General features: G+C 35.7%; 17 protein-coding genes and 1 pseudogene. 12 read left to right on the forward strand and 6 right to left on the reverse strand.

Annotated features, from left to right (window positions below; genetic code table 11):
* Positions 1-36: 36 nt before the first annotated feature.
* Positions 37-162, reverse strand: coding sequence for a plantazolicin family TOMM peptide (locus MKZ18_RS09560; RefSeq protein ID WP_098092590.1), 126 nt, complete (start codon positions 160-162; stop codon positions 37-39).
* Between the two features lie 12 nt (positions 163-174).
* Entirely contained in the window at positions 175-303 is a 129-nt protein-coding gene (locus MKZ18_RS09565; RefSeq protein ID WP_098374944.1) for a plantazolicin family TOMM peptide, read from the reverse strand.
* 406 nt (positions 304-709) lie between these two features.
* On the opposite strand from MKZ18_RS09565, the gene MKZ18_RS09570 reads away from it, so the two are divergent.
* The 8 genes from MKZ18_RS09570 to MKZ18_RS09605 all read left to right on the forward strand — a co-directional run bounded on the left by MKZ18_RS09570 (position 710) and on the right by MKZ18_RS09605 (position 7,809).
* Positions 710-1,612, forward strand: coding sequence for an ABC transporter ATP-binding protein (locus tag MKZ18_RS09570; RefSeq protein ID WP_061785970.1), 903 nt, complete (start codon positions 710-712; stop codon positions 1,610-1,612).
* Positions 1,609-2,364, forward strand: a complete 756-nt coding sequence (locus tag MKZ18_RS09575) for an ABC transporter permease (RefSeq protein WP_061785969.1) — start codon at positions 1,609-1,611, stop codon at positions 2,362-2,364. Before MKZ18_RS09570 ends, MKZ18_RS09575 begins: the two co-directional genes overlap by 4 nt.
* Before the next feature lie 20 nt (positions 2,365-2,384).
* Positions 2,385-3,089: a hypothetical protein gene (locus MKZ18_RS09580; protein WP_061785968.1), complete on the forward strand. Its 705-nt coding sequence runs from the start codon at positions 2,385-2,387 to the stop codon at positions 3,087-3,089.
* 22 nt (positions 3,090-3,111) lie between these two features.
* Positions 3,112-4,101, forward strand: a complete 990-nt coding sequence (locus tag MKZ18_RS09585) for a TOMM precursor leader peptide-binding protein (RefSeq protein ID WP_061785967.1) — start codon at positions 3,112-3,114, stop codon at positions 4,099-4,101.
* A 2-nt stretch (positions 4,102-4,103) separates the two neighbouring features.
* A complete protein-coding gene (locus tag MKZ18_RS09590) occupies positions 4,104-5,450 on the forward strand; it encodes a YcaO-like family protein (protein WP_061785966.1) in 1,347 nt (448 codons plus the stop codon).
* Positions 5,451-5,478: 28 nt separating this feature from the next.
* The gene (locus tag MKZ18_RS09595) at positions 5,479-6,288 is read left to right on the forward strand and encodes a SagB/ThcOx family dehydrogenase (RefSeq protein WP_341344536.1); all 810 of its coding nucleotides are present in this window, start codon (positions 5,479-5,481) and stop codon (positions 6,286-6,288) included.
* Positions 6,289-6,370: 82 nt separating this feature from the next.
* A complete protein-coding gene (locus MKZ18_RS09600; protein WP_235859233.1) occupies positions 6,371-6,967 on the forward strand; it encodes a CPBP family intramembrane glutamic endopeptidase in 597 nt (198 codons plus the stop codon).
* A 23-nt stretch (positions 6,968-6,990) separates the two neighbouring features.
* Positions 6,991-7,809: a class I SAM-dependent methyltransferase gene (locus MKZ18_RS09605; RefSeq protein WP_061785963.1), complete on the forward strand. Its 819-nt coding sequence runs from the start codon at positions 6,991-6,993 to the stop codon at positions 7,807-7,809.
* 117 nt (positions 7,810-7,926) lie between these two features.
* Here the strand turns inward: MKZ18_RS09605 and MKZ18_RS21080 are convergent.
* The 3 genes and pseudogenes from MKZ18_RS21080 to MKZ18_RS09620 form a co-directional block, all read right to left on the reverse strand.
* Positions 7,927-8,031: pseudogene (locus MKZ18_RS21080) on the reverse strand (transposase); the annotation flags it as partial.
* Between the two features lie 236 nt (positions 8,032-8,267).
* Positions 8,268-9,392, reverse strand: a complete 1,125-nt coding sequence (locus tag MKZ18_RS09615; protein WP_340842986.1) for an IS4-like element IS4Bsu1 family transposase — start codon at positions 9,390-9,392, stop codon at positions 8,268-8,270.
* Positions 9,393-9,529: 137 nt separating this feature from the next.
* A complete protein-coding gene (locus MKZ18_RS09620) occupies positions 9,530-10,654 on the reverse strand; it encodes an ROK family transcriptional regulator (RefSeq protein WP_025910239.1) in 1,125 nt (374 codons plus the stop codon).
* Positions 10,655-10,882: 228 nt separating this feature from the next.
* Between MKZ18_RS09620 and MKZ18_RS09625 the strand changes: the two genes are divergently transcribed.
* The 3 genes from MKZ18_RS09625 to MKZ18_RS09635 are packed head-to-tail and all read left to right on the forward strand — an operon-like array spanning position 10,883 to position 14,628.
* Positions 10,883-11,659 (forward strand): SDR family oxidoreductase, encoded by a 777-nt coding sequence (locus MKZ18_RS09625; RefSeq protein WP_025910238.1) that lies wholly within the window; start codon positions 10,883-10,885, stop codon positions 11,657-11,659.
* A 41-nt stretch (positions 11,660-11,700) separates the two neighbouring features.
* Positions 11,701-13,263 carry an FGGY-family carbohydrate kinase gene (locus tag MKZ18_RS09630; protein WP_061786286.1) on the forward strand — a complete coding sequence of 521 codons (1,563 nt, stop codon included), beginning with the start codon at positions 11,701-11,703 and terminating at the stop codon, positions 13,261-13,263.
* 18 nt (positions 13,264-13,281) lie between these two features.
* Complete coding sequence (locus MKZ18_RS09635; RefSeq protein WP_025910235.1) at positions 13,282-14,628, forward strand: MFS transporter; 1,347 nt, start codon at positions 13,282-13,284, stop codon at positions 14,626-14,628.
* Between the two features lie 513 nt (positions 14,629-15,141).
* On the opposite strand, the gene MKZ18_RS09640 is transcribed toward MKZ18_RS09635, so the two are convergent.
* The gene (locus tag MKZ18_RS09640) at positions 15,142-15,360 is read right to left on the reverse strand and encodes a UPF0715 family protein (RefSeq protein WP_231882772.1); all 219 of its coding nucleotides are present in this window, start codon (positions 15,358-15,360) and stop codon (positions 15,142-15,144) included.
* A 434-nt stretch (positions 15,361-15,794) separates the two neighbouring features.
* On the opposite strand from MKZ18_RS09640, the gene MKZ18_RS09645 reads away from it, so the two are divergent.
* Positions 15,795-17,870, forward strand: coding sequence for a DNA topoisomerase III (locus MKZ18_RS09645; protein ID WP_025910233.1), 2,076 nt, complete (start codon positions 15,795-15,797; stop codon positions 17,868-17,870).
* Positions 17,871-17,912 lie beyond the last annotated feature (42 nt).

Genomic DNA, 17,912 nt, shown 5'->3' on the forward strand with positions numbered 1-17,912 from the left:
ATTAGAAAGTATTCTAATTGGTCTACTTCTTAGTGATTAGAATGTAGAAGAACTTGAAATAATTGTTGTACAAGTACAACGAGCAGCCATCGGCTCGAATAGATGTTGCCCTTCTCCGTGTACGCTAACAGTTAAAGCAGTTGGCACTTTGATTTTAGTCATCATTTTTCCCCCCTATAATGTAGAAGAACTTGAAATAATTGTTGTACAAGTACAACGAGCAGCCATCGGTTCGAATAGATGTTGCCCTTCTCCGTGTACGCTAACAGTTAAAGCAGTTGGTACTTTGATTTTAGTCATCATTTTTCCCCCCTATGTAGATTTTATCGACAGAATATTTAGTCGATATGTCACATATTCTGAAATAAGTATCCAAAAATGTCAACCTTTTTTTGGAAAATAATTCGTGGTGTAATCAAAATGTTTGATTAGGAGATTTAATCCTCTGAATCTAAACTTTAAAGTTTTAAGAAACGTATAATTAATAATTTAAACAACCAACGAACCTTTTGTTTGGTTTACGCTTGAATTCTTTACGACATTTTTCACTATATCCTTCACGTACTATCCGAATATTCTTTTATAATAACTTGATTAGTTAAGCCTTGCCCTGTAGCTGTATATTTTTTGAATCTATAATATTCAAAAAATATAAAAATTCTAAAAAATAGACATTGATAAGATAATATTTGTATGTTTTAATACAGGTATGGAAAAAAATAATAAAATTGTAAAATTGAGAAATTTAAGTAAGAGTTTTGGCGATAAAATAGTTTTATCTAGTATTAATCTAACCGTTAAAAGGGGGGAGTCAATTGGATTAGTCGGGCCTAACGGAGCTGGAAAAACAACTCTCTTGTCGATTATACTGGGGATAAAAAAACCCGATTCTGGTGTAGTGGAGATTTTTGGGGATATCCCAAATAAGCCAATTCAACGAGTAAAGTTGGGGATTTCACCGCAGTCGATCAGCTTACCAGATACTTTTAAGGCAGGAGAATTAATAGAGTTCGTCCGGAATCACTATCCTAACAAAGCAGAATTTAAAAGTTTGATTGAGGAATTCCACTTGACAAATATAGTGAATTACAAAGTGGGAGGGTTATCAGGTGGACAAAAAAGATTGTTATCGACATGTTTGGCTTTTTCAGGTAATCCAGAACTCGTTTTATTGGATGAACCTACAGCAGGGTTAGATGTACATACACGAGATTTGCTATGGAGTGTCATCAAAAACAGAAATTCTAAGGGGACCACAATTATCGTGACAAGCCATTACTTAGAAGACATAGAAAATTTAACTCAAAGGATTGTGAAGATTGATAAGGGTCATATACATATTGATGATGAGTTAAGCCGAATAAAAAGTAATATTCAAAGAAAAAATGTGGCGTTGAAAACAGATAAAATAAGTGCTTTCATTTGTTTACCAAGTGTCGAGTCTTACAAAATCCAAGGTGAATATATCATTTTAAGAACCTTAAGCTCTGAAGAATTGATTAAGGAGATTGTTATGACGATGGAGCATTTTGAGGATCTACGTGTTTTTGAAGATCGTTTGGATCACTATCTTATGTCTAGCGCCGAAGAAGTAAGGAAGGTAACTCAGTGAAAAGTATAGTATATTTAGCTTCACTACATGCCAAGTTTCAGTTGTTAGAAGCTTTTCGCATACCTATCAGTATTGTCATGAGTCTGATATCCCCTACTATCGGTTTGCTGTTTTTCGTATTACCTCAACAATCTGCAGGGGCCTCTTCAGATGCTATTACTAAATCGGTTATTGCACTTGTGATTTTTGGCGTAATGGTCAACTCATTGTTTCACTTTGCTGTAGAAATCTCTCAAGCAAGAGAAAGACCATGGGGATCTTATACACGATCTTTACCCGTAGGACAGGGAGCGATACTTCTATCTTATTTATTTTCTTCTGGTGTTTTATCTCTGATTTCAGTAATACCTTTGTTACTAATGGCAATTATCTTAACAGATGCAAGTATGGGTGTGATAAATCTGATTATTGGTGTCATTTCACTCGTTATGACTTGTATACCATTTATGCTACTTGGAATTGCTATTGGTTACTTTTCTGTTCCAAAGGCTGCAGTAGCCATCGTACAAGTATTGATGCTGATTTTGGCTTTTGGTGGAGGGTTGTTTATACCACCTGACACTTTTAATGAGCTTTTCAATAATTTATCTTACATGCTCCCATCACGTTCTTCGTTGGAAATTGTGTCGTGGGGAACTGGGATTAATAATGATTTTCCTCTTAAAGGATTGATTGGCTGGATAACTTGGACCTTTTTGCTGTTAGTTATCATTATTCTAAAAATAAAGAATGAAGTAGATCGGGAGTATTAAATAAGGAGGCACTTCTTTATATGAGTATTCATTATATTGGTATTCGAGAGCCGTTAAAAAAAATTTTAGATGAAATTGTGATAGGACATCAAGATCACCCTACGCAAATTATTGATCTCGGTGGTGCAGTTAATTATAACATTGATTTTTTTACAAATGCTACCGATTTGGAAACGGAAACTATCTTGTTATCTAATAGAAGGCATAATGTTGATGATGAGCTTGGTTCCTTGGAAACTGAATTATTACAAGTATATAAAAGTAGTATTCTTTATAGAACTTCGCCACTTGATATAAATATTGAGCTTTATAGGGGATGGGCAGGTGCGACAGGGATATTATTAACCGCATTTTCTCCTAAAGGTGTCAATTGGGTGAATACAAAAGATATCGCTCATGCATGTTTAATTTCTAAACAAGATGTAAGGGCGCGGGCTGGAAAAGCTTTTGAGTTAACGGGTCCTGAATTAATTAGTATGAGCAGACTTAGAGATATCTTTGAAGAAGATTTAGAGATGGAAATTGATTTACAGTGCAAAAGTAAAAAAGAAGTTATTAATATTCTTATGCAAAATAAAATGCCTTTAGATTTAGTGGAATGGTTAGTTGAGTTTCAGGATCAATCTTCAGATAATCGACTACAGTCTACTACAAAAACACTTGAACAAATAATTGGGCATCCACCAAGTGCAGCTCAGTTATTTAAAAATAAAAAGTTAGTTTAGTTATTAAAAGGAGGAAACAAGTATGCCTATACAAGAACAAATTTCTCAAAAAACTGCAAGGTACAAATTAGCTCCTCATATTACGTTAGGTAATTTACAGGGCAGTCTGGTTGGCTTTAAAGGACAATCAATAACAAAAATTGATGGTGAAGGAGTAGTTGAGTTTATCGAGGGAATCTCAGAATATCTTATTAGAGATAATGGGGTTTCAATCGAAGAATTAGAGCAGAATTTTGATATTGAGAGTGCTCAGTTAAAAAATGTCTTAGAATTTTTAGTTACCAATGGAATGTGTGTTAAGTCTGACTTTGACTTTAATTTAACTGCTTTATTAGCTTATGAAAGAGCTGGCGGTCAAGTATCAGTAGAAGATATTCTACATAGAATCCAGACGGGTATAGTGGAAGTCATTGCTCGTGAAAATAATGGAGTAGCTAAGGAATTAATTGCTAATTTGCGGGAATTTAGATTGAACGTTGTACTTAAAGGTGAATCAGATGAGAAGCCAAGCATTAGAATAGCGGTCGGTACATCACATTTAGATCCACTTTTAGAAGAAGTAAATGATATTGCCTTAGAAGATAATATTCCTTGGTTAAGTGTTGTACCTTATGATGGTCAGACGGCATGGGTTGGGCCATTCTTTATTCCTCATCAGTCGGCTTGTTTACATTGCTATAACTTAAGAAAATCAGCGAATTTTGCTGATGATGTATTCCGTTCAGAACTAATGAAAATCAAGCCTGTAAAGTCGGACAAGCAACCTGTTTACAATCAGCCTATTAATTTAGTTCAAAATGGAATTGCTAGTAACTTAATTACAGAATGGGTTGCATTAAGGGATTACGCTTCAAGTGCGATACCTGGTGGATTCACAACAATTAATTTAGATGATAGAGGTATCTCATTTAATAATCATCGTGTTTATAGAGTACCTAGATGTCAAAAATGTTCTCCTGCAGCAGATACAGGTTTTCCTCAAGTTTGGTATCACGGAGAGGTGATTAAATAATCATGGCAAACAAATGGACAACGTTAGAAGAATCTTGGAAAGTATTAGATGGTTTAGCAGATCCATATGTTGGAATTGTCCGGAGGGAATATAGAAAGCTCAGAGATGTAGATGATGTATGGGGGCACTCATATGGAGCCCATGGTACAGATAGTAAAATTTTATTTGGAATACCATCCAATTCTTATAATGGTGGAGGCTCTGATAATCCAGCTGCAGCGAGATTGGCTGCTATAGGGGAAACCGTAGAAAGATATAGTGCAGCTTATTTACCGTTAAACTCTAATGTAGTACATTTCGGCTCTCAAAAGCAACTAATCAATGAAGGTAAAAAAGTAATTGGTTTTGATAAATGGGAACTTTACTCTCAGAAACAATATGAGGATCCTGCTTTTCCTCATAATGTTTGGGATGAAGATACAGAGTTATGGTGGCGACAAGGACAATATGCTGATAATAATGAAGAAGTTTGGACGCCTGCACAATTAACTCATATTGCAAACTATACTGAATGGCCAGGAGATTCAAATATTGGCCATGCAACTAGTAATGGATTAGCTTGTGGTATAACTTATCAAGAAGCAGCGATTTCAGGACTGTTTGAAACAGTTGAACGAGATGCATTTATGTTAACTTGGTACAATAAATTAAGTTTACCGAAAATTGATATCAATTCTTCTCCTAGATTAAAGCGTTTTTATGAAAGATATATTAAGCCAACGTCACTTGATTTGCATTTAATCGACATGACAGTATTTTCAGGCATCCCTTCTATTCTAGCAGTAATTAGAAATCCATATACAGATTTAGCACCGTTTGCAATAGGAGCAGCTTCCGCTCATTCAATTGAAAGAGCTTGTGAGAAAGCTGCAATAGAGGGGATGTATACGAGAACTTGGGCGAAAACGGAGCAACGATTAGGGAACGCTTTAGTAGATGTTGATTTTAATAAAGACATAAATAGCTTTGAAGATCATATTAAACTTTACGCTGGAACAGAACTAATTAAAGAAGCAGATTTTCTAACCGAAAATGAAAATTTAGTTGATGTTAATGAGTATAGGCCATTTGATGATAGTTCTCCCGAAGTCTTATGGAATAGTCTCGTGAGTCATTTATCAAAACAGGGATTTAAGGTTGCAACTTTTGATTTAACTAGCCCTGATATTAAAGATGCTGGAGCATATGTAGTTAAATCAATTATTCCAGGTTATAAGCCAATTGATGTTCTTTACAGAGGTAGAATGTTAGGTGGAGAACGAATTTTAAAACATTCTTATAACCTAGGTTTGGTTGATAAACCATTTAATTTAGAAGACCTTAACCCGATCCCTCATCCATTCCCATAAAAAAGTAGTAGAAAGGTGATTGATATATATGGAAAATATTGAGAGACACGCCACCAACTTGGTAGATGTTGTATATGGTAACGAAAGATTGCAATTTGATGACCCATCTGAAAATTGGTTTGAAGCAACAAAAGTTTATCGAAGCTCAATGGCTTGGGATGCACCCGGAGTGGCGGGTTTAAGTCGATCTGAAACTTTGCAAAAGATTGCTAGACATGCAGGTAAAAGATTTGATGACTTACCATTGATTCCACTACCAACTCCGTTAAACACCAACGTATCACTAGATGATGCAATTAATGAGTGGAGAAGTGTGGAAAATTTTAAAGGTAGAAGTGTTTCATTAGAAAAACTATCAACTGTTTTACAAAAAAGTTATGGACTGGTAGAACGTCCAGAAGGTCCTAGACGTCCAATACCATCTGGTGGCGCGCTCTATCCTCTAGATCTGTTTGTTGTAGTTAATAAAGTGGATAGTTTAGAAAAAGGTATTTATCATTTTGACCCTTATCGAAGAGGTTTGGTAAAGTTAGGGGAATATTCGGAAGAAGAATTTATGAAAATCATGTTGCAAGAAGAGGCTGTTCAAGATTTTGCATTTGCTGTAGTGGTTTCTGCAAATTTTTGGCGTTCGCGGTTTAAGTACGGGCATCGGTCTTATCGGTTTGTTTTTATGGAGGCAGGACATGTAATGCAAAACATGATTTTGTTATCTACGGCACAAAAGATTAACAGTCGACCTTACGGTGGATTTATCGATGATGAGTTAATGAAAATGATCGGTGGCTATAATGGCGTAGATGATGCTCCAATCTACACATTAGTTGCTGGTATTTAAATGAATGATATTAATTGTATCAGCCTTAGGGATCCTAATTCATTTTTTGGGTCCCTTTAATTCTAAAATGATAGTCAAAATCATGAATGATAAACCATCTGTCCATCGAAAAATCTTTAAATATATTACACCCCAACGAAGTTATGATATTACAACGATTATTGCAGCTCTGATTTGCTGTAGTGTCATTTTTCGAGAGCTTATTTCAGATATTTCAAATGATAATAATATCTATGGTATTTTGTTTTTTGGGTTATTGGGAGCTCTTTTTCCATTGGTAATATGGAAAATAAAAAAAAAGGTAGTTGTATTTAAAGGGAAGCACTCAATTAACATTGATTCATTGGTGTTTCTTCCATTAGCTGCTTTATCTGAGGAAGTAATTTGGCGTTTTTGCCTCCCTTTTTTGCTACTAACGTACTTATTCGATTCTCTTCCATTAGCTATTCTTATTAGTTCAATTGGTTTTATCATACTACATTTACCGTTAGGCGGATTTAAATCAATTGCTTATATGTCACTTTTTACGATTCTTGTCGTCCTATCATTTCTAGCTTTCGGTATTTTAGCTTCTATAGCTTTTCACATTACTCATAATTTAGCAATTCAATTTTTCCGTCCAGTAAGGAAAAAAACATTCAAAACGAAAACCCCCACTTTGTCTCAAACTGAGTGGTAAAGTTTTTAAAGGTGGTCTACTGTATGCAAATACAAAAAAAAATAAAAGAGCTTGAAGAAAAAAGAGCTCAAGCCCAGTCCTGGTTTGTTGAGCCAGGGAAAAGAAAAATAAGTTCAAATTACGACAATAGAGAGACTTCAACTATCAGAATCCTATCTGTAGAAACTTTTATTGCTTTTTATGAAGCAACGTTTAATAGGAAACCCGATTCTATCTTAGATATAGGTTGTGGGCAAGGGCAGGTACTAAAATATTTATCCGAAAAATTACCTCGTGCAGTATTGATGGGTATCGATTCATCAAAAGATGCGATTAATTCTGCAAATCAACTTAATATAGATGCTGATTTTATATGCACAGAAATCGAGAGCCAACCATTGGATATTTCAGGAAAAACGTATGATGTAATTTTTATTCACTTATGTTTTGGATTGTTTAAATATCCTTTAGAGGTGTTAGAGTGTTTAGTTCCTTATATGTCAAATGAATCCCTTATTTATATAGTAGATTTAAATAGAGACAGTGTAGAAGAAGGAATTAGTTCTTCGCAGTCGAAAGATGAAGAACTTTATCTTTGTGATCAGTATAATGCTTCGTTTACATTATCCGAGTTCAAACATTTATTAATGTATATTACTGAACAAAGAAATGAATTGTCTTTTAAAATTGGAACCTCTGCCATTGGGGGGTTTAATCAATTTAGCGCGGATTTTTTATCATTAATTGGAAATCAAAGCTTGCAAAAAGCTTTAAGGATGATTTCTAAAGAAGAAAATGCTCAGAAACACTCAATGCCAGAACTTTTACATGCATGGCTTATTAAAAATAAAAATTCTGTTTAAAGGAATTGATCAAGAGTGTCGTAATTAAAATTGAATTAAAACAGTCTTTATTACGACACTATTTTGTTTCATTATTATAAGACCTCACCGGTATTCAATCCAATTAAAGGAGCCAGGTAAGCGTTCTTTCTTGATTTTTTTACACTTGTGAATTTGAAAGAAAGTTTTCCATGTTTTCAACAAAATTTCAATTTGCCAGCGTAATGAATACAGGTCATGAATATGTTTTATATTTAGTGAATTTTGGCGAAGAATTGTAAGAACAAACACCGACAAATAGAATCCTGATTGATTTTAATTATGTAAAAAATACCACTAGCGTCGCATAAATTTTAACCGAATTTTCTGTTTTCTTATTTTTCCTTTTATAAAGAAAAACGAATACTCTTGAACAGAGGTAGTAAACATCCATTTTTTTACTATAACTGTTGACGAGTGTGACAGAGGCGGGAAACCCTTTATGGGACCGCTTTTCCTGCGATTTTTCGTAGCCATAAGTGAGCGGATTTCCATGGAGCTGCCTTCAGTAAACGACTAATTTGTAAGTACGTTCTCGAACTATTCGTGTTCAGTTGTGCCAGTACATGCAGGCAATAGACAATCATCGCGATGTACACCTGATTATGCACGCCTTGTTCGCTTTGTGCGTAGAACTTTTTAATAGTCAAGTGCTGCTTCAGCCATTTAAAAAATAGCTCGATTGCCCAGCGCGACTTATATAACTCAGCGATTTCGTCAGCGCTTAAATCAAATCGATTCGTGATCAGATGCAGTTCGTTTCCTTTTGAATCGAGCACTTTGATGAAGCGAAAAGCGTTTTCTGCACGGTTTTGTGGTGTACCAATCAAAACCATTTCATCTGAAAACACAAGCGAGTCTTCAGGCAGTTTAAATGGCTCGATTACACGAATGACAGCGTTTTTTCGTAAGCGTGACACAAAGAAATACCCATCGTCTGTCATGCGGTCAAATCGTTCATAATCCAAGTAACCCCGGTCAAAGACGTACATGCATTCTTTGTCGTCAACGAGTACTTCCAGCTGACCACGATCATGTTCTTTCGCGTTTGTCAGCACCGCTTTATCTGGATAGGAACAGCCTTTTTCTGCGTAAACAAGACGTAAATGAAGCTTGATGCCCGACTTTGTTTTACGGAATTCAGCCCACTTATGGTTTTTCAAGTTCAATGGCAACGTACTCGAGTCGATAATTTTCAGTGGTGTTGTCGTTTCTCGGCGCTGCTCATAATGTGATTTCTCGTGAATTTGGGCAACTAAATCCAAAAATACCTGTTGGAACACTTCAGTCGGCACTTGATTTAATCGGCGTCCGAGCTGCGAAAAGCTAATCGCTTCTAAATGCGTCGCTTTTTGAAGGTCGTCAGAAAATAATGTCTCACTGACTGCACGCAGACTCTCGGTTTCATTGAGCTGAGCGAATACGAACAATTTCAAGAATGACGCAATGTGTAGCTTCTTTGTATAGTAATTTAATTGATAGCTTTCAACCAATTCCTCGAGTTTTGTGGAGAAAATCGGTGAAAACCATTGTTCAAATGATGTTTTTCGTGTAAACTTATCTATGCTTATTGTCCTTTATTTTGGATTTGGATGGTTTAGTACCTCCCAACCATTATAAAGGCTTTTTTATGCAAAGATAAAATTACTGAAAATTTAGATTTTTATAAAGCGCTGAATTATTTTAATGCGACACTAGTGAATTAAATTGTATTTAAAAAAGATTGAACGAATGGTATAGCAGCACCTATAGGAACTCCATTTTCAGGCGAACGGCTAATATGAATAAAGGCCTCATTACTTGGAAATGGGGTTTTATCATAAATTTTTTTGTGAAGAAATTCAATGTCTTTTTCTTTTAAGTAAGGAGATATATGTCCACCTAGAATAAACTCTCTGTTAATAACAAGATGAATATTATTGATTGAAAATGCTAAAACATCTAAAAATGAAGTCCACCTCTCTTGATAGGAAGTGTTCCCAGATCGTAATTCTTTAAAGAAGAATTCTAGTGATTCATCTTCTTCTAACAGGGCACTAACAGAACAAAATGTTTCCATACACCCTTTTTTTCCACAGTAACATGGGTCTCCATGAGGGTCGATCGTCATATGTTCTACCGTACCGCTATGCCCTTCTCTTCCCATATAAATTTGATTATTTATAATAAGAGCCCCCCCAAGATGGGTACCTATTGACAAATAGATAATGTCTCCAATATCATTTCTAATCCACAGTTCTGTAGTAGCTGCACACTTTGCATCATGGAAAAACACACAAGGATAATCTAGATGCTGTGAAAATACCTGAATATCTAAACCTGTACAGTTTAATATTTTTCCATATGTAATACTCTTACCATCAGTTGATGTTAAAGCTTGTACTGCAAAACCAATACCAAGAACTTGCTCTTTTTCCACATTAAGAGACGAGATAAAATCATCTACAGCATCGCTAACTTCTTTGAAATAACGGTCTGTATTTGAATATTTGATTGATAGTTTCGTTTTTTTAAATGTAATACCAAGCAAATCAATTGCTAAAATGCAAACTGTCTTTTTGAGAATTTCAACACCAATACTAATACGAGCCTGTGGGCATATTGCATAAGCAACTGCACGTCTACCAACAGAGGATTCAAACTGTCCACTCTTTTCAATTAATTTTTCCTTTTCCAAACGAACTAAATTCTGGGTTACAGTTGGTAAACTCAGATGAAGTTGGTTCGCAATTTCTTGTTTGGAGAGTCTCTCGTTTTGATAAATAAGGTGGTAGATCGCCGAGTAATTACTTTTCTTTATATCTTTAAATGTAATGTTATTATCCATGAAAGAACCTCATTATATAAAAAAATTTTATAAAATTTCTTCTTTTAACTTCAATTAAAATATATCACAGAAGCTGATGCAATAACAACTTTCGCAAAGTAAGTGAAGGGTATATTTACCTTTTTCTATTTCTTTATATTGACTCATACATAAAAAGGATATATTATATAAAGTAGTTTTATAAATTTATTTTATAAAACTACTTTATTTAAAGTGGGGGAATTAAATATGGGGATCATTGAAAAAATGAGATTAGATGAAAAGAAAATTTTTGTCACAGGTGGAGCAAGAGGTATTGGAAAGAGTGTTGCAATCGCTTTTGCTGAAGCAGGAGCCGATGTAGCAATTGTGGATCTGGATTTTGAAGCAGCTCAAAAAACCGCAGCTGAGTTAAAAGAACATCATGAGGTTGAAACGATTGCAATTGAAGCCGATGTCACAAAACCAGAAGATGTAGATAACATGATTGAAAAAATACTTAACGTTTTTGGTCGTATAGATGTTGCCTTCTGTAATGCTGGAATCTGTATGAATGTACCTGCAGAAGAAATGACTTTTAATCAGTGGAAAAAGGTCATTGATATTAATCTAACTGGTGTGTTTTTAACAGCTCAAGCAGCTGGAAAAATAATGTTAAAGCAAGGTGGCGGTTCTATTATTAATACGGCTTCTATGTCAGGCCACATTGTGAACGTACCTCAGCCCCAGTGTTCTTATAATGCTTCTAAAGCAGGAGTAATTCAGTTGACAAAATCTCTGGCAGTAGAATGGGCTACAAGAAATGTACGTGTAAATTGTATTAGCCCAGGCTATATGGGTACAGAACTTACATTAAATTCTCCAAGTTTGCTGCCATTAATCGAGCAATGGAATCAAATGGCTCCCCTTAAGAGAATGGGAAGACCAGAAGAACTTCAATCTATATGTGTCTATCTTGCTGGAGATACTAGCAGCTTCACCACAGGAGCAGACTTTGTAGTAGATGGTGCTTTTACTTGTATTTAATAGACTAACAGATTCTAATTTTCAAGATTGGAGGGCTATATATGCATTATTTACTCGGTACAGATATTGGAACATCCGGTACCAAGACAATTTTAATGGATACAGAAGGTAATCTAATTGCCCAAGACTTACAGGAATATGATGTATTAACCCCAAAGCCATTATGGGCTGAACAATGGCCTGAAGTATGGCTTCAGGCTACCAAAACTTCTATTAGAAATACAGTGCAGAAATCAGGGATTGCTGCGGAAAAAATACAAGGAATTGCTATCAGTGGTTTGTATGGTGGTTCTGGTATTCCTTTGGATGAAAATATGGAACCGGTGAGACCTTGTATGATTTGGATGGATCGTAGAGCAGAAGAAGAAACAAAATGGGTTTTAGATAATATTGGAGAAAAAAGACTTTTAGAAATTACTCACAATGGAGCTGATCCCTATTATGGTTATACCAAAATCTTATGGATGAAAAAGCATGAACCAGAAAACTGGAAAAAGACAAAGCTGTTTTTGCCCCCAAATGATTACGTTATTTATAAACTAACAGGGAAAATTGCGATTGATTATTCTTCTGCAGGAAATATCGGCGGTATTTTTGATATGAACAATAGAAGCTGGTCTAAAGAACTGATGGAAGAGATGGGTATTCCTCTGTCAATGATGCCAAAGAAAATTGTAGAATCAACAGACATTGTCGGTAGATTAACGAAAGAATCTGCAGTTGAATTGGGGCTTTCCAAAGGAATGCCTGTGATAGCAAGTGGTATTGATTGTGGTGCAGCAAATATTGGGCTTGGTGTATTTGAACCAGGTGTTTATGCAGCAGCAATTGGAACTTCAATGTGTGCAGCATTGGTTTCAGACAAACCAGTGAAAGGAAAAGATCTGATTGTTTGGCCATATCTATACGACGCAAAAAGGCTTTCTTATTATTTTGCTGGTGGTGCTACCGCAGGAGCGATTGTAAAATGGTTTCGTCAAACAATGTGTCAATTTGAAGTTGAAGTGGAAAAATCCGGGGGGAAGAATGCCTATGATGCGTTAAATGAACAAGCAGGAACCATTCCTGTTGGTAGTGAAGGCCTAATTGTACTTCCTTACTTTATGGGAGAAAGAAGTCCTGTTTGGGATTCAGATGCAAAGGGGACGATTGTGGGACTTTCATTAGCCCATACAAAAGCTCATATTTACCGTGCATTTTTGGAAGCGGTCGCATTTTCTTTGCGAGATGCAATGGAAGCGACTGGAGAAAATTTGGGTAAATCTATCCTGCTTGCTGGGGGAGTAACAAAATCAAAATTGTGGAGACAAATCTTTGCTGATGTAACTGGCTATCCGATTGTTTGTCCAATACATGATGTAGAGGCAAATATGGGAGATGTCATGCTAGCTGGAATTGGAACAGGGCTGTTATCTTATGAAGATGTGAAACAATGGCAAGTGTTAGATGAAAAAATCATGCCAAATAAGAAGAGTCATGAGAAGTATAATGACTATTACAAGGTTTACAAATCTATATACAATAATTTAAAAAATGATATGAGAACGCTAACAAGGCTTTCATTCGAAAACTATGAAGATCCTATACTACAAAAAACAATTTAAAATTGTGGGGTAATACACATGGATAAATGGAAAAAGAGAATTGGATATGGTGTTGGCGATTTAGGATGCAATTTGGTATTTAGCACAATGGCATCTTACCTTTTGTTTTTTTATACCGATGTTTTTGGAATAACAGCCGCAGTGGCCGGTACTTTAATGTTAGTAACAAAAATAATTGATGCTTTTGCAGATATTGGGATGGGGGTGTTGGTTGATAGAACGCATACGAAATGGGGTCAAGGAAGACCCTATTTCCTGATAGGAGCTATTCCTTTTGCTCTATTTACTATAGTGACTTTTATTGTTCCTGATTTCAATATGATGGGGAAAATTATTTGGGCCTATGCCACTTATTGTTTGTTGAACATTGCTTATACAGTGGTAAATATACCACTGAATACAATTGTACCAAGGTTAACTTCAGATAACCATGAACGAAATTGGTTAGTGTCGACAAGAATGATTTGTGCATTGATTGGAACTGCTTTAGTAATGTCCATTACAACGCCACTAGTAAAATTTTTCGGACATGGAGATCCACAAAAAGGATTTTTAATTACGATGAGCATTTATGCCATTGCAGCAATGTTAATATTTGTGTTCACTTTTATGAATACGAAAGAGGTTGTTCCACCGTCGACTCAACCAGGGAAATCCTCTTTTAAACAAGATTTTAAAGGGTTAACGGACCAAGCATTTATTTTTTTTATTGTGAATTTTCTCTATTTCGCCCTTTTTGTCATAAGAAATACGACTGTAATCTATTACTTTACGTATAATCTTGGACATGAAGGCTGGTTAACTTTCGTTGGTCTATTCGGAATTCTATCAGGGCTACCCATGTTAATTATTTTACCTTGGCTTCAAAAAAAGATGACAAAGAAGAATGTATTGCTTATGAGTACTGCCATTTATATTATCGGAGATTTAGTAATATATCTCGGAAAATCTTCCCCTTTTTTACTCATAGCAGGACTAGCGATAACCGGACTCGGAATTTATGGTATCTTTGGCATCACATTTGCGATTCAACCAGACATTATCGATTATTCAGAGTACAAAAATCATAGAAGTATTGCGGGTATGATTGCTGCTTTTCAAGGTTTTTTTGTAAAAGTAAGTCTCGGACTGGGAAGTGCGTTCGTAGGAGTTATTCTAAAAATGGGTGGTTATGTGCCAAATGCTATACAAAGTTCAACCACTTTAACCTATATTGAACTTGTTTTTATATGGGTACCCTTGGCTATTTGTTTACTTATCGGAATAACAATGTGGTTTTATAACCTCGATGCTAAGCGTGCAGCAATGGATGTTGAACTTGAGCGTCGACGCTCATTAACTAACGAAAAAGTTATAAATCTTTAATAGAACACATTCATTGAAATCAGGATAAACAGGGCTGAAAAAATTTTATAGAAGTAGCGATCAACCTACGTTAATTGGGATTAATTTAACAAAATAAGATTTAATTCAATAGAGAGCTATATAGAACTTAATCAGGGTCTCTTATTTTCCGAAATATAAACAAATAATTGAAAGCGTTTTAAAAATTATTTAATAGCTTTCTTGAACCGGATTTAAAAAGAGTTTTTATATAAAAAGCTTTGCGAAATATGGTATGTTTCTCTTAGGGTAGACAAGTAAAAGAAAGCAATCTATTCTGTATACTACCGAGGGGATTTTTATGAGGAAAAAGAGAAGAACCATTCGGGAGGAATATTGCGCTATTGATTGAATAGGCTTAGTATTCATTTTAGAGCTCACTTTTTATAAGTGAGCTTCTTTACTTTCGATAACATGAATTATGGTGACTTGAATTTAATGAAAATCCATCAATAATCAGTTCTATATAAATTAGTTAAGGAATTAGTCTTAATTTTAATAATAAGGATACTCATCCCTGTTCATAATAATAGAATCCCAAAACCAGTATATAACTGCTGCGCTTACTGCAAATGCCAAGATGACACCATGATTGTTAATTGGAGTAGACCAATTTCCTTTAAGCTTATAGGAAACATAAAGAAATAGAGTAGCTATCAAACAGTAAATTAACAAGTAGAGGATATTAAATTTCTTAGGCCATTTATTTAACAATACTTGTAGTGGTACTGCTATTAGAGAATAAGGAATTAGCGTGATAAGTGAAAGTCTCCTTAAATGTCACCGATTGAGCATCTCCTTTTTGTCTACAATAAAGAATTTACTGTTACTATAATATATGAGCGATAAGTAAACACTGCTTACAGTAAATAATGTTAAACCCGACATAAAATCATAGATCAGTCTTGAGGCAAGTTAAGAAGGTGATTGTAGGAAGTAAAGAGAAGAAATAGTATGGACACTATAAATAAAAAAGAGATAGAATGAGATTTTATATACAGTTAGCCATTCGTCTTTTGACGGATGGCTTTTACTATGGTTTTTTTATTTATAATAGACTATAAAATTATTATGTAAACTTATCTAACCATACACAAACAATCATAATACATGTATAATGGAACAAGTGAATTGGAGGTATACATAAAATGAAATCACTTGTATTAGCAGAAAAGCCAAGCGTTGCGCGAGATTTAGCACGTGTACTTGGCTGCACTCAAACGAAAAAAGGCTATATTGAAGGACCTGAATATGTCGTAACATGGGCATTAGGTCATTTGGTTGAATTGCAAACACCAGAAGATTATGATAATCAATATAAAACGTGGCGAATGGAAGATTTACCGATTATGCCAGAGAAAATGAAACTGAAGGTGATTAAAAAAACAAGCCCACAGTTTCGAACAGTTTCTCAACTGGCTAAACGTAGCGACATCAAAGAGTTAATTATTGCAACAGATGCAGGGCGCGAAGGAGAGCTTGTTGCGAGATGGATCATGGAAAAAGTAAGATGGAACAAGCCATTTAGACGCTTGTGGATTTCATCTCAAACAGATAAAGCGATTAAGCAAGGGTTTCGAGAACTAAAGCCTGGAAAAGAGTTTAATCGCCTGTATGATTCAGCTGTTTGTCGCTCAGAAGCAGATTGGCTAATTGGCCTCAACGTTACCCGTGCGCTAACAACAAAGTATGAAGAGCCTTTATCAGCAGGAAGGGTACAAACTCCAACTCTAGCCATGATTATCGAAAAGGAACAGCAAATTCAAGCATTCAAGCCGCAGCCGTACTGGACGTTAACCGCAGTTTTACCTGGGTTTGAAGCAAAGTGGCAAGGCGGCCAAGAAAAGCGCATTTTTAATGAAGAAAAAGCAAAAGAACTTCGTGATAAACTTGCGGGTGAAGCCATAATTAAGCATGTCAAAAAGAAAGTAATGAAAGAAGCACAGCCTCTTCCATACGATTTAAATGAACTGCAGCGAGATGCTAACAAGCGCTTCGGATTTTCAGCTAAAAAGACGTTAAACGTGTTACAAAAATTATATGAGCAACACAAGCTCGTAACCTACCCACGAACAGATTCTCGCTACCTCACAACGGATATGGTTGGAACGATGAAAGAGCGATTAGAAGCCGTATCAGGTGCCTATAAAGAAGAAGTGAGGCCGCTGATTGCTAAAAATGCACAGCTGCCAAAACGCGTAGTGAACAATGAAAAAGTCAGCGATCACCATGCGATTATCGTAACCGACCAGCCTGTCTTCTTGCAGGATTTATCTTCGGATGAGCGCAAACTGTATGATTTAATTGCTAAGCGCTTCATGGCACTATTTTACCCTGCGTACGAATTTGAAACGGTAAAAGTAGAGCTTGAAGCGAACGGAGAGCAACTTGTAGCACAAGGAAAACGAGTGATAAACCTTGGATTTAAACAAGTAACTAATAGTGATTTAGAAGAGGCATCGTTACCTCATTTACAAGAAGGCGCTGCTTTATCCATTAAATCGGTTGAAATGAAGCATGCTTTAACAGAACCACCTCTTCGTCATTCAGAAGCGGATTTACTTGCTCAAATGGAAAAGCATAATCTTGGAACGCCAGCAACTCGTGCTGATATTATTGAGAAGCTATTACAAAATGAGTCCATTGATCGACAAAATAACCGTCTGCATCCGACGCCAAAAGGAAAGCAGCTTATTTCGCTTGTAGCAGATGAACTAAAATCACCTGATTTAACAGCCAAATGGGAACGAGAGCTAGAAGCAATTGCAAAAGGAAAAGGAAACGCAAAAGAATTTTTAGCTAACATTCGTAAGCAAACAGCAAAGCTTGTGCAGCAGGTAAAAACGAGTGAAGAAACGTATAAGCCTCATAACTTAACAGGATCAAAATGTCCAGAATGTGGCTCATTCTTAAAAGAGAAAAAGACAAAGCAAGGGAGAGTACTTGTTTGCTCTAGCCTTGAATGTAGCTACCGACGTTCTAAAGATCCAAAGTTATCCAATCGTCGCTGTCCACAGTGCCATAAAAAGATGGAAATTCACGACGGAAAAGCAGGTAAGTATTTCCAATGTCGTCAGTGTCAAGTTGTTGAAAAAGCAGAAGACAAAAAGAAAAAAATGACGAAGCGAGAAGAAAGAAAACTGCTTAATAAATACAGTGACGACAGTGACTTTGGCTCAAGCTTAGGGGATGCATTAAAGCAAGCGCTGAAGAAAAAAGAGTGACAAGAAAGAAGGAGCTAGATTTTTCTAGCCCTTTTTTTGTTG

This window comes from Priestia sp. FSL W8-0001 (genome assembly GCF_038050335.1).
Classification (GTDB): domain Bacteria; phylum Bacillota; class Bacilli; order Bacillales; family Bacillaceae_H; genus Priestia; species Priestia flexa.

Coding starts and splice junctions, on each gene's coding strand:
- MKZ18_RS09605 (WP_061785963.1), top strand. CDS start 6,991: ATGCAAATACAAAAAAAAATAAAAGAGCTTGAAGAAAAAAGAGCTCAA.
- MKZ18_RS09560 (WP_098092590.1), bottom strand. CDS start 162: ATGACTAAAATCAAAGTGCCAACTGCTTTAACTGTTAGCGTACACGGA.
- MKZ18_RS09580 (WP_061785968.1), top strand. CDS start 2,385: ATGAGTATTCATTATATTGGTATTCGAGAGCCGTTAAAAAAAATTTTA.
- MKZ18_RS09625 (WP_025910238.1), top strand. CDS start 10,883: ATGGGGATCATTGAAAAAATGAGATTAGATGAAAAGAAAATTTTTGTC.
- MKZ18_RS09600 (WP_235859233.1), top strand. CDS start 6,371: ATGAATGATAAACCATCTGTCCATCGAAAAATCTTTAAATATATTACA.
- MKZ18_RS09635 (WP_025910235.1), top strand. CDS start 13,282: ATGGATAAATGGAAAAAGAGAATTGGATATGGTGTTGGCGATTTAGGA.
- MKZ18_RS09630 (WP_061786286.1), top strand. CDS start 11,701: ATGCATTATTTACTCGGTACAGATATTGGAACATCCGGTACCAAGACA.
- MKZ18_RS09590 (WP_061785966.1), top strand. CDS start 4,104: ATGGCAAACAAATGGACAACGTTAGAAGAATCTTGGAAAGTATTAGAT.
- MKZ18_RS09585 (WP_061785967.1), top strand. CDS start 3,112: ATGCCTATACAAGAACAAATTTCTCAAAAAACTGCAAGGTACAAATTA.
- MKZ18_RS09565 (WP_098374944.1), bottom strand. CDS start 303: ATGATGACTAAAATCAAAGTACCAACTGCTTTAACTGTTAGCGTACAC.
- MKZ18_RS09570 (WP_061785970.1), top strand. CDS start 710: ATGGAAAAAAATAATAAAATTGTAAAATTGAGAAATTTAAGTAAGAGT.
- MKZ18_RS09620 (WP_025910239.1), bottom strand. CDS start 10,654: ATGGATAATAACATTACATTTAAAGATATAAAGAAAAGTAATTACTCG.
- MKZ18_RS09645 (WP_025910233.1), top strand. CDS start 15,795: ATGAAATCACTTGTATTAGCAGAAAAGCCAAGCGTTGCGCGAGATTTA.
- MKZ18_RS09595 (WP_341344536.1), top strand. CDS start 5,479: ATGGAAAATATTGAGAGACACGCCACCAACTTGGTAGATGTTGTATAT.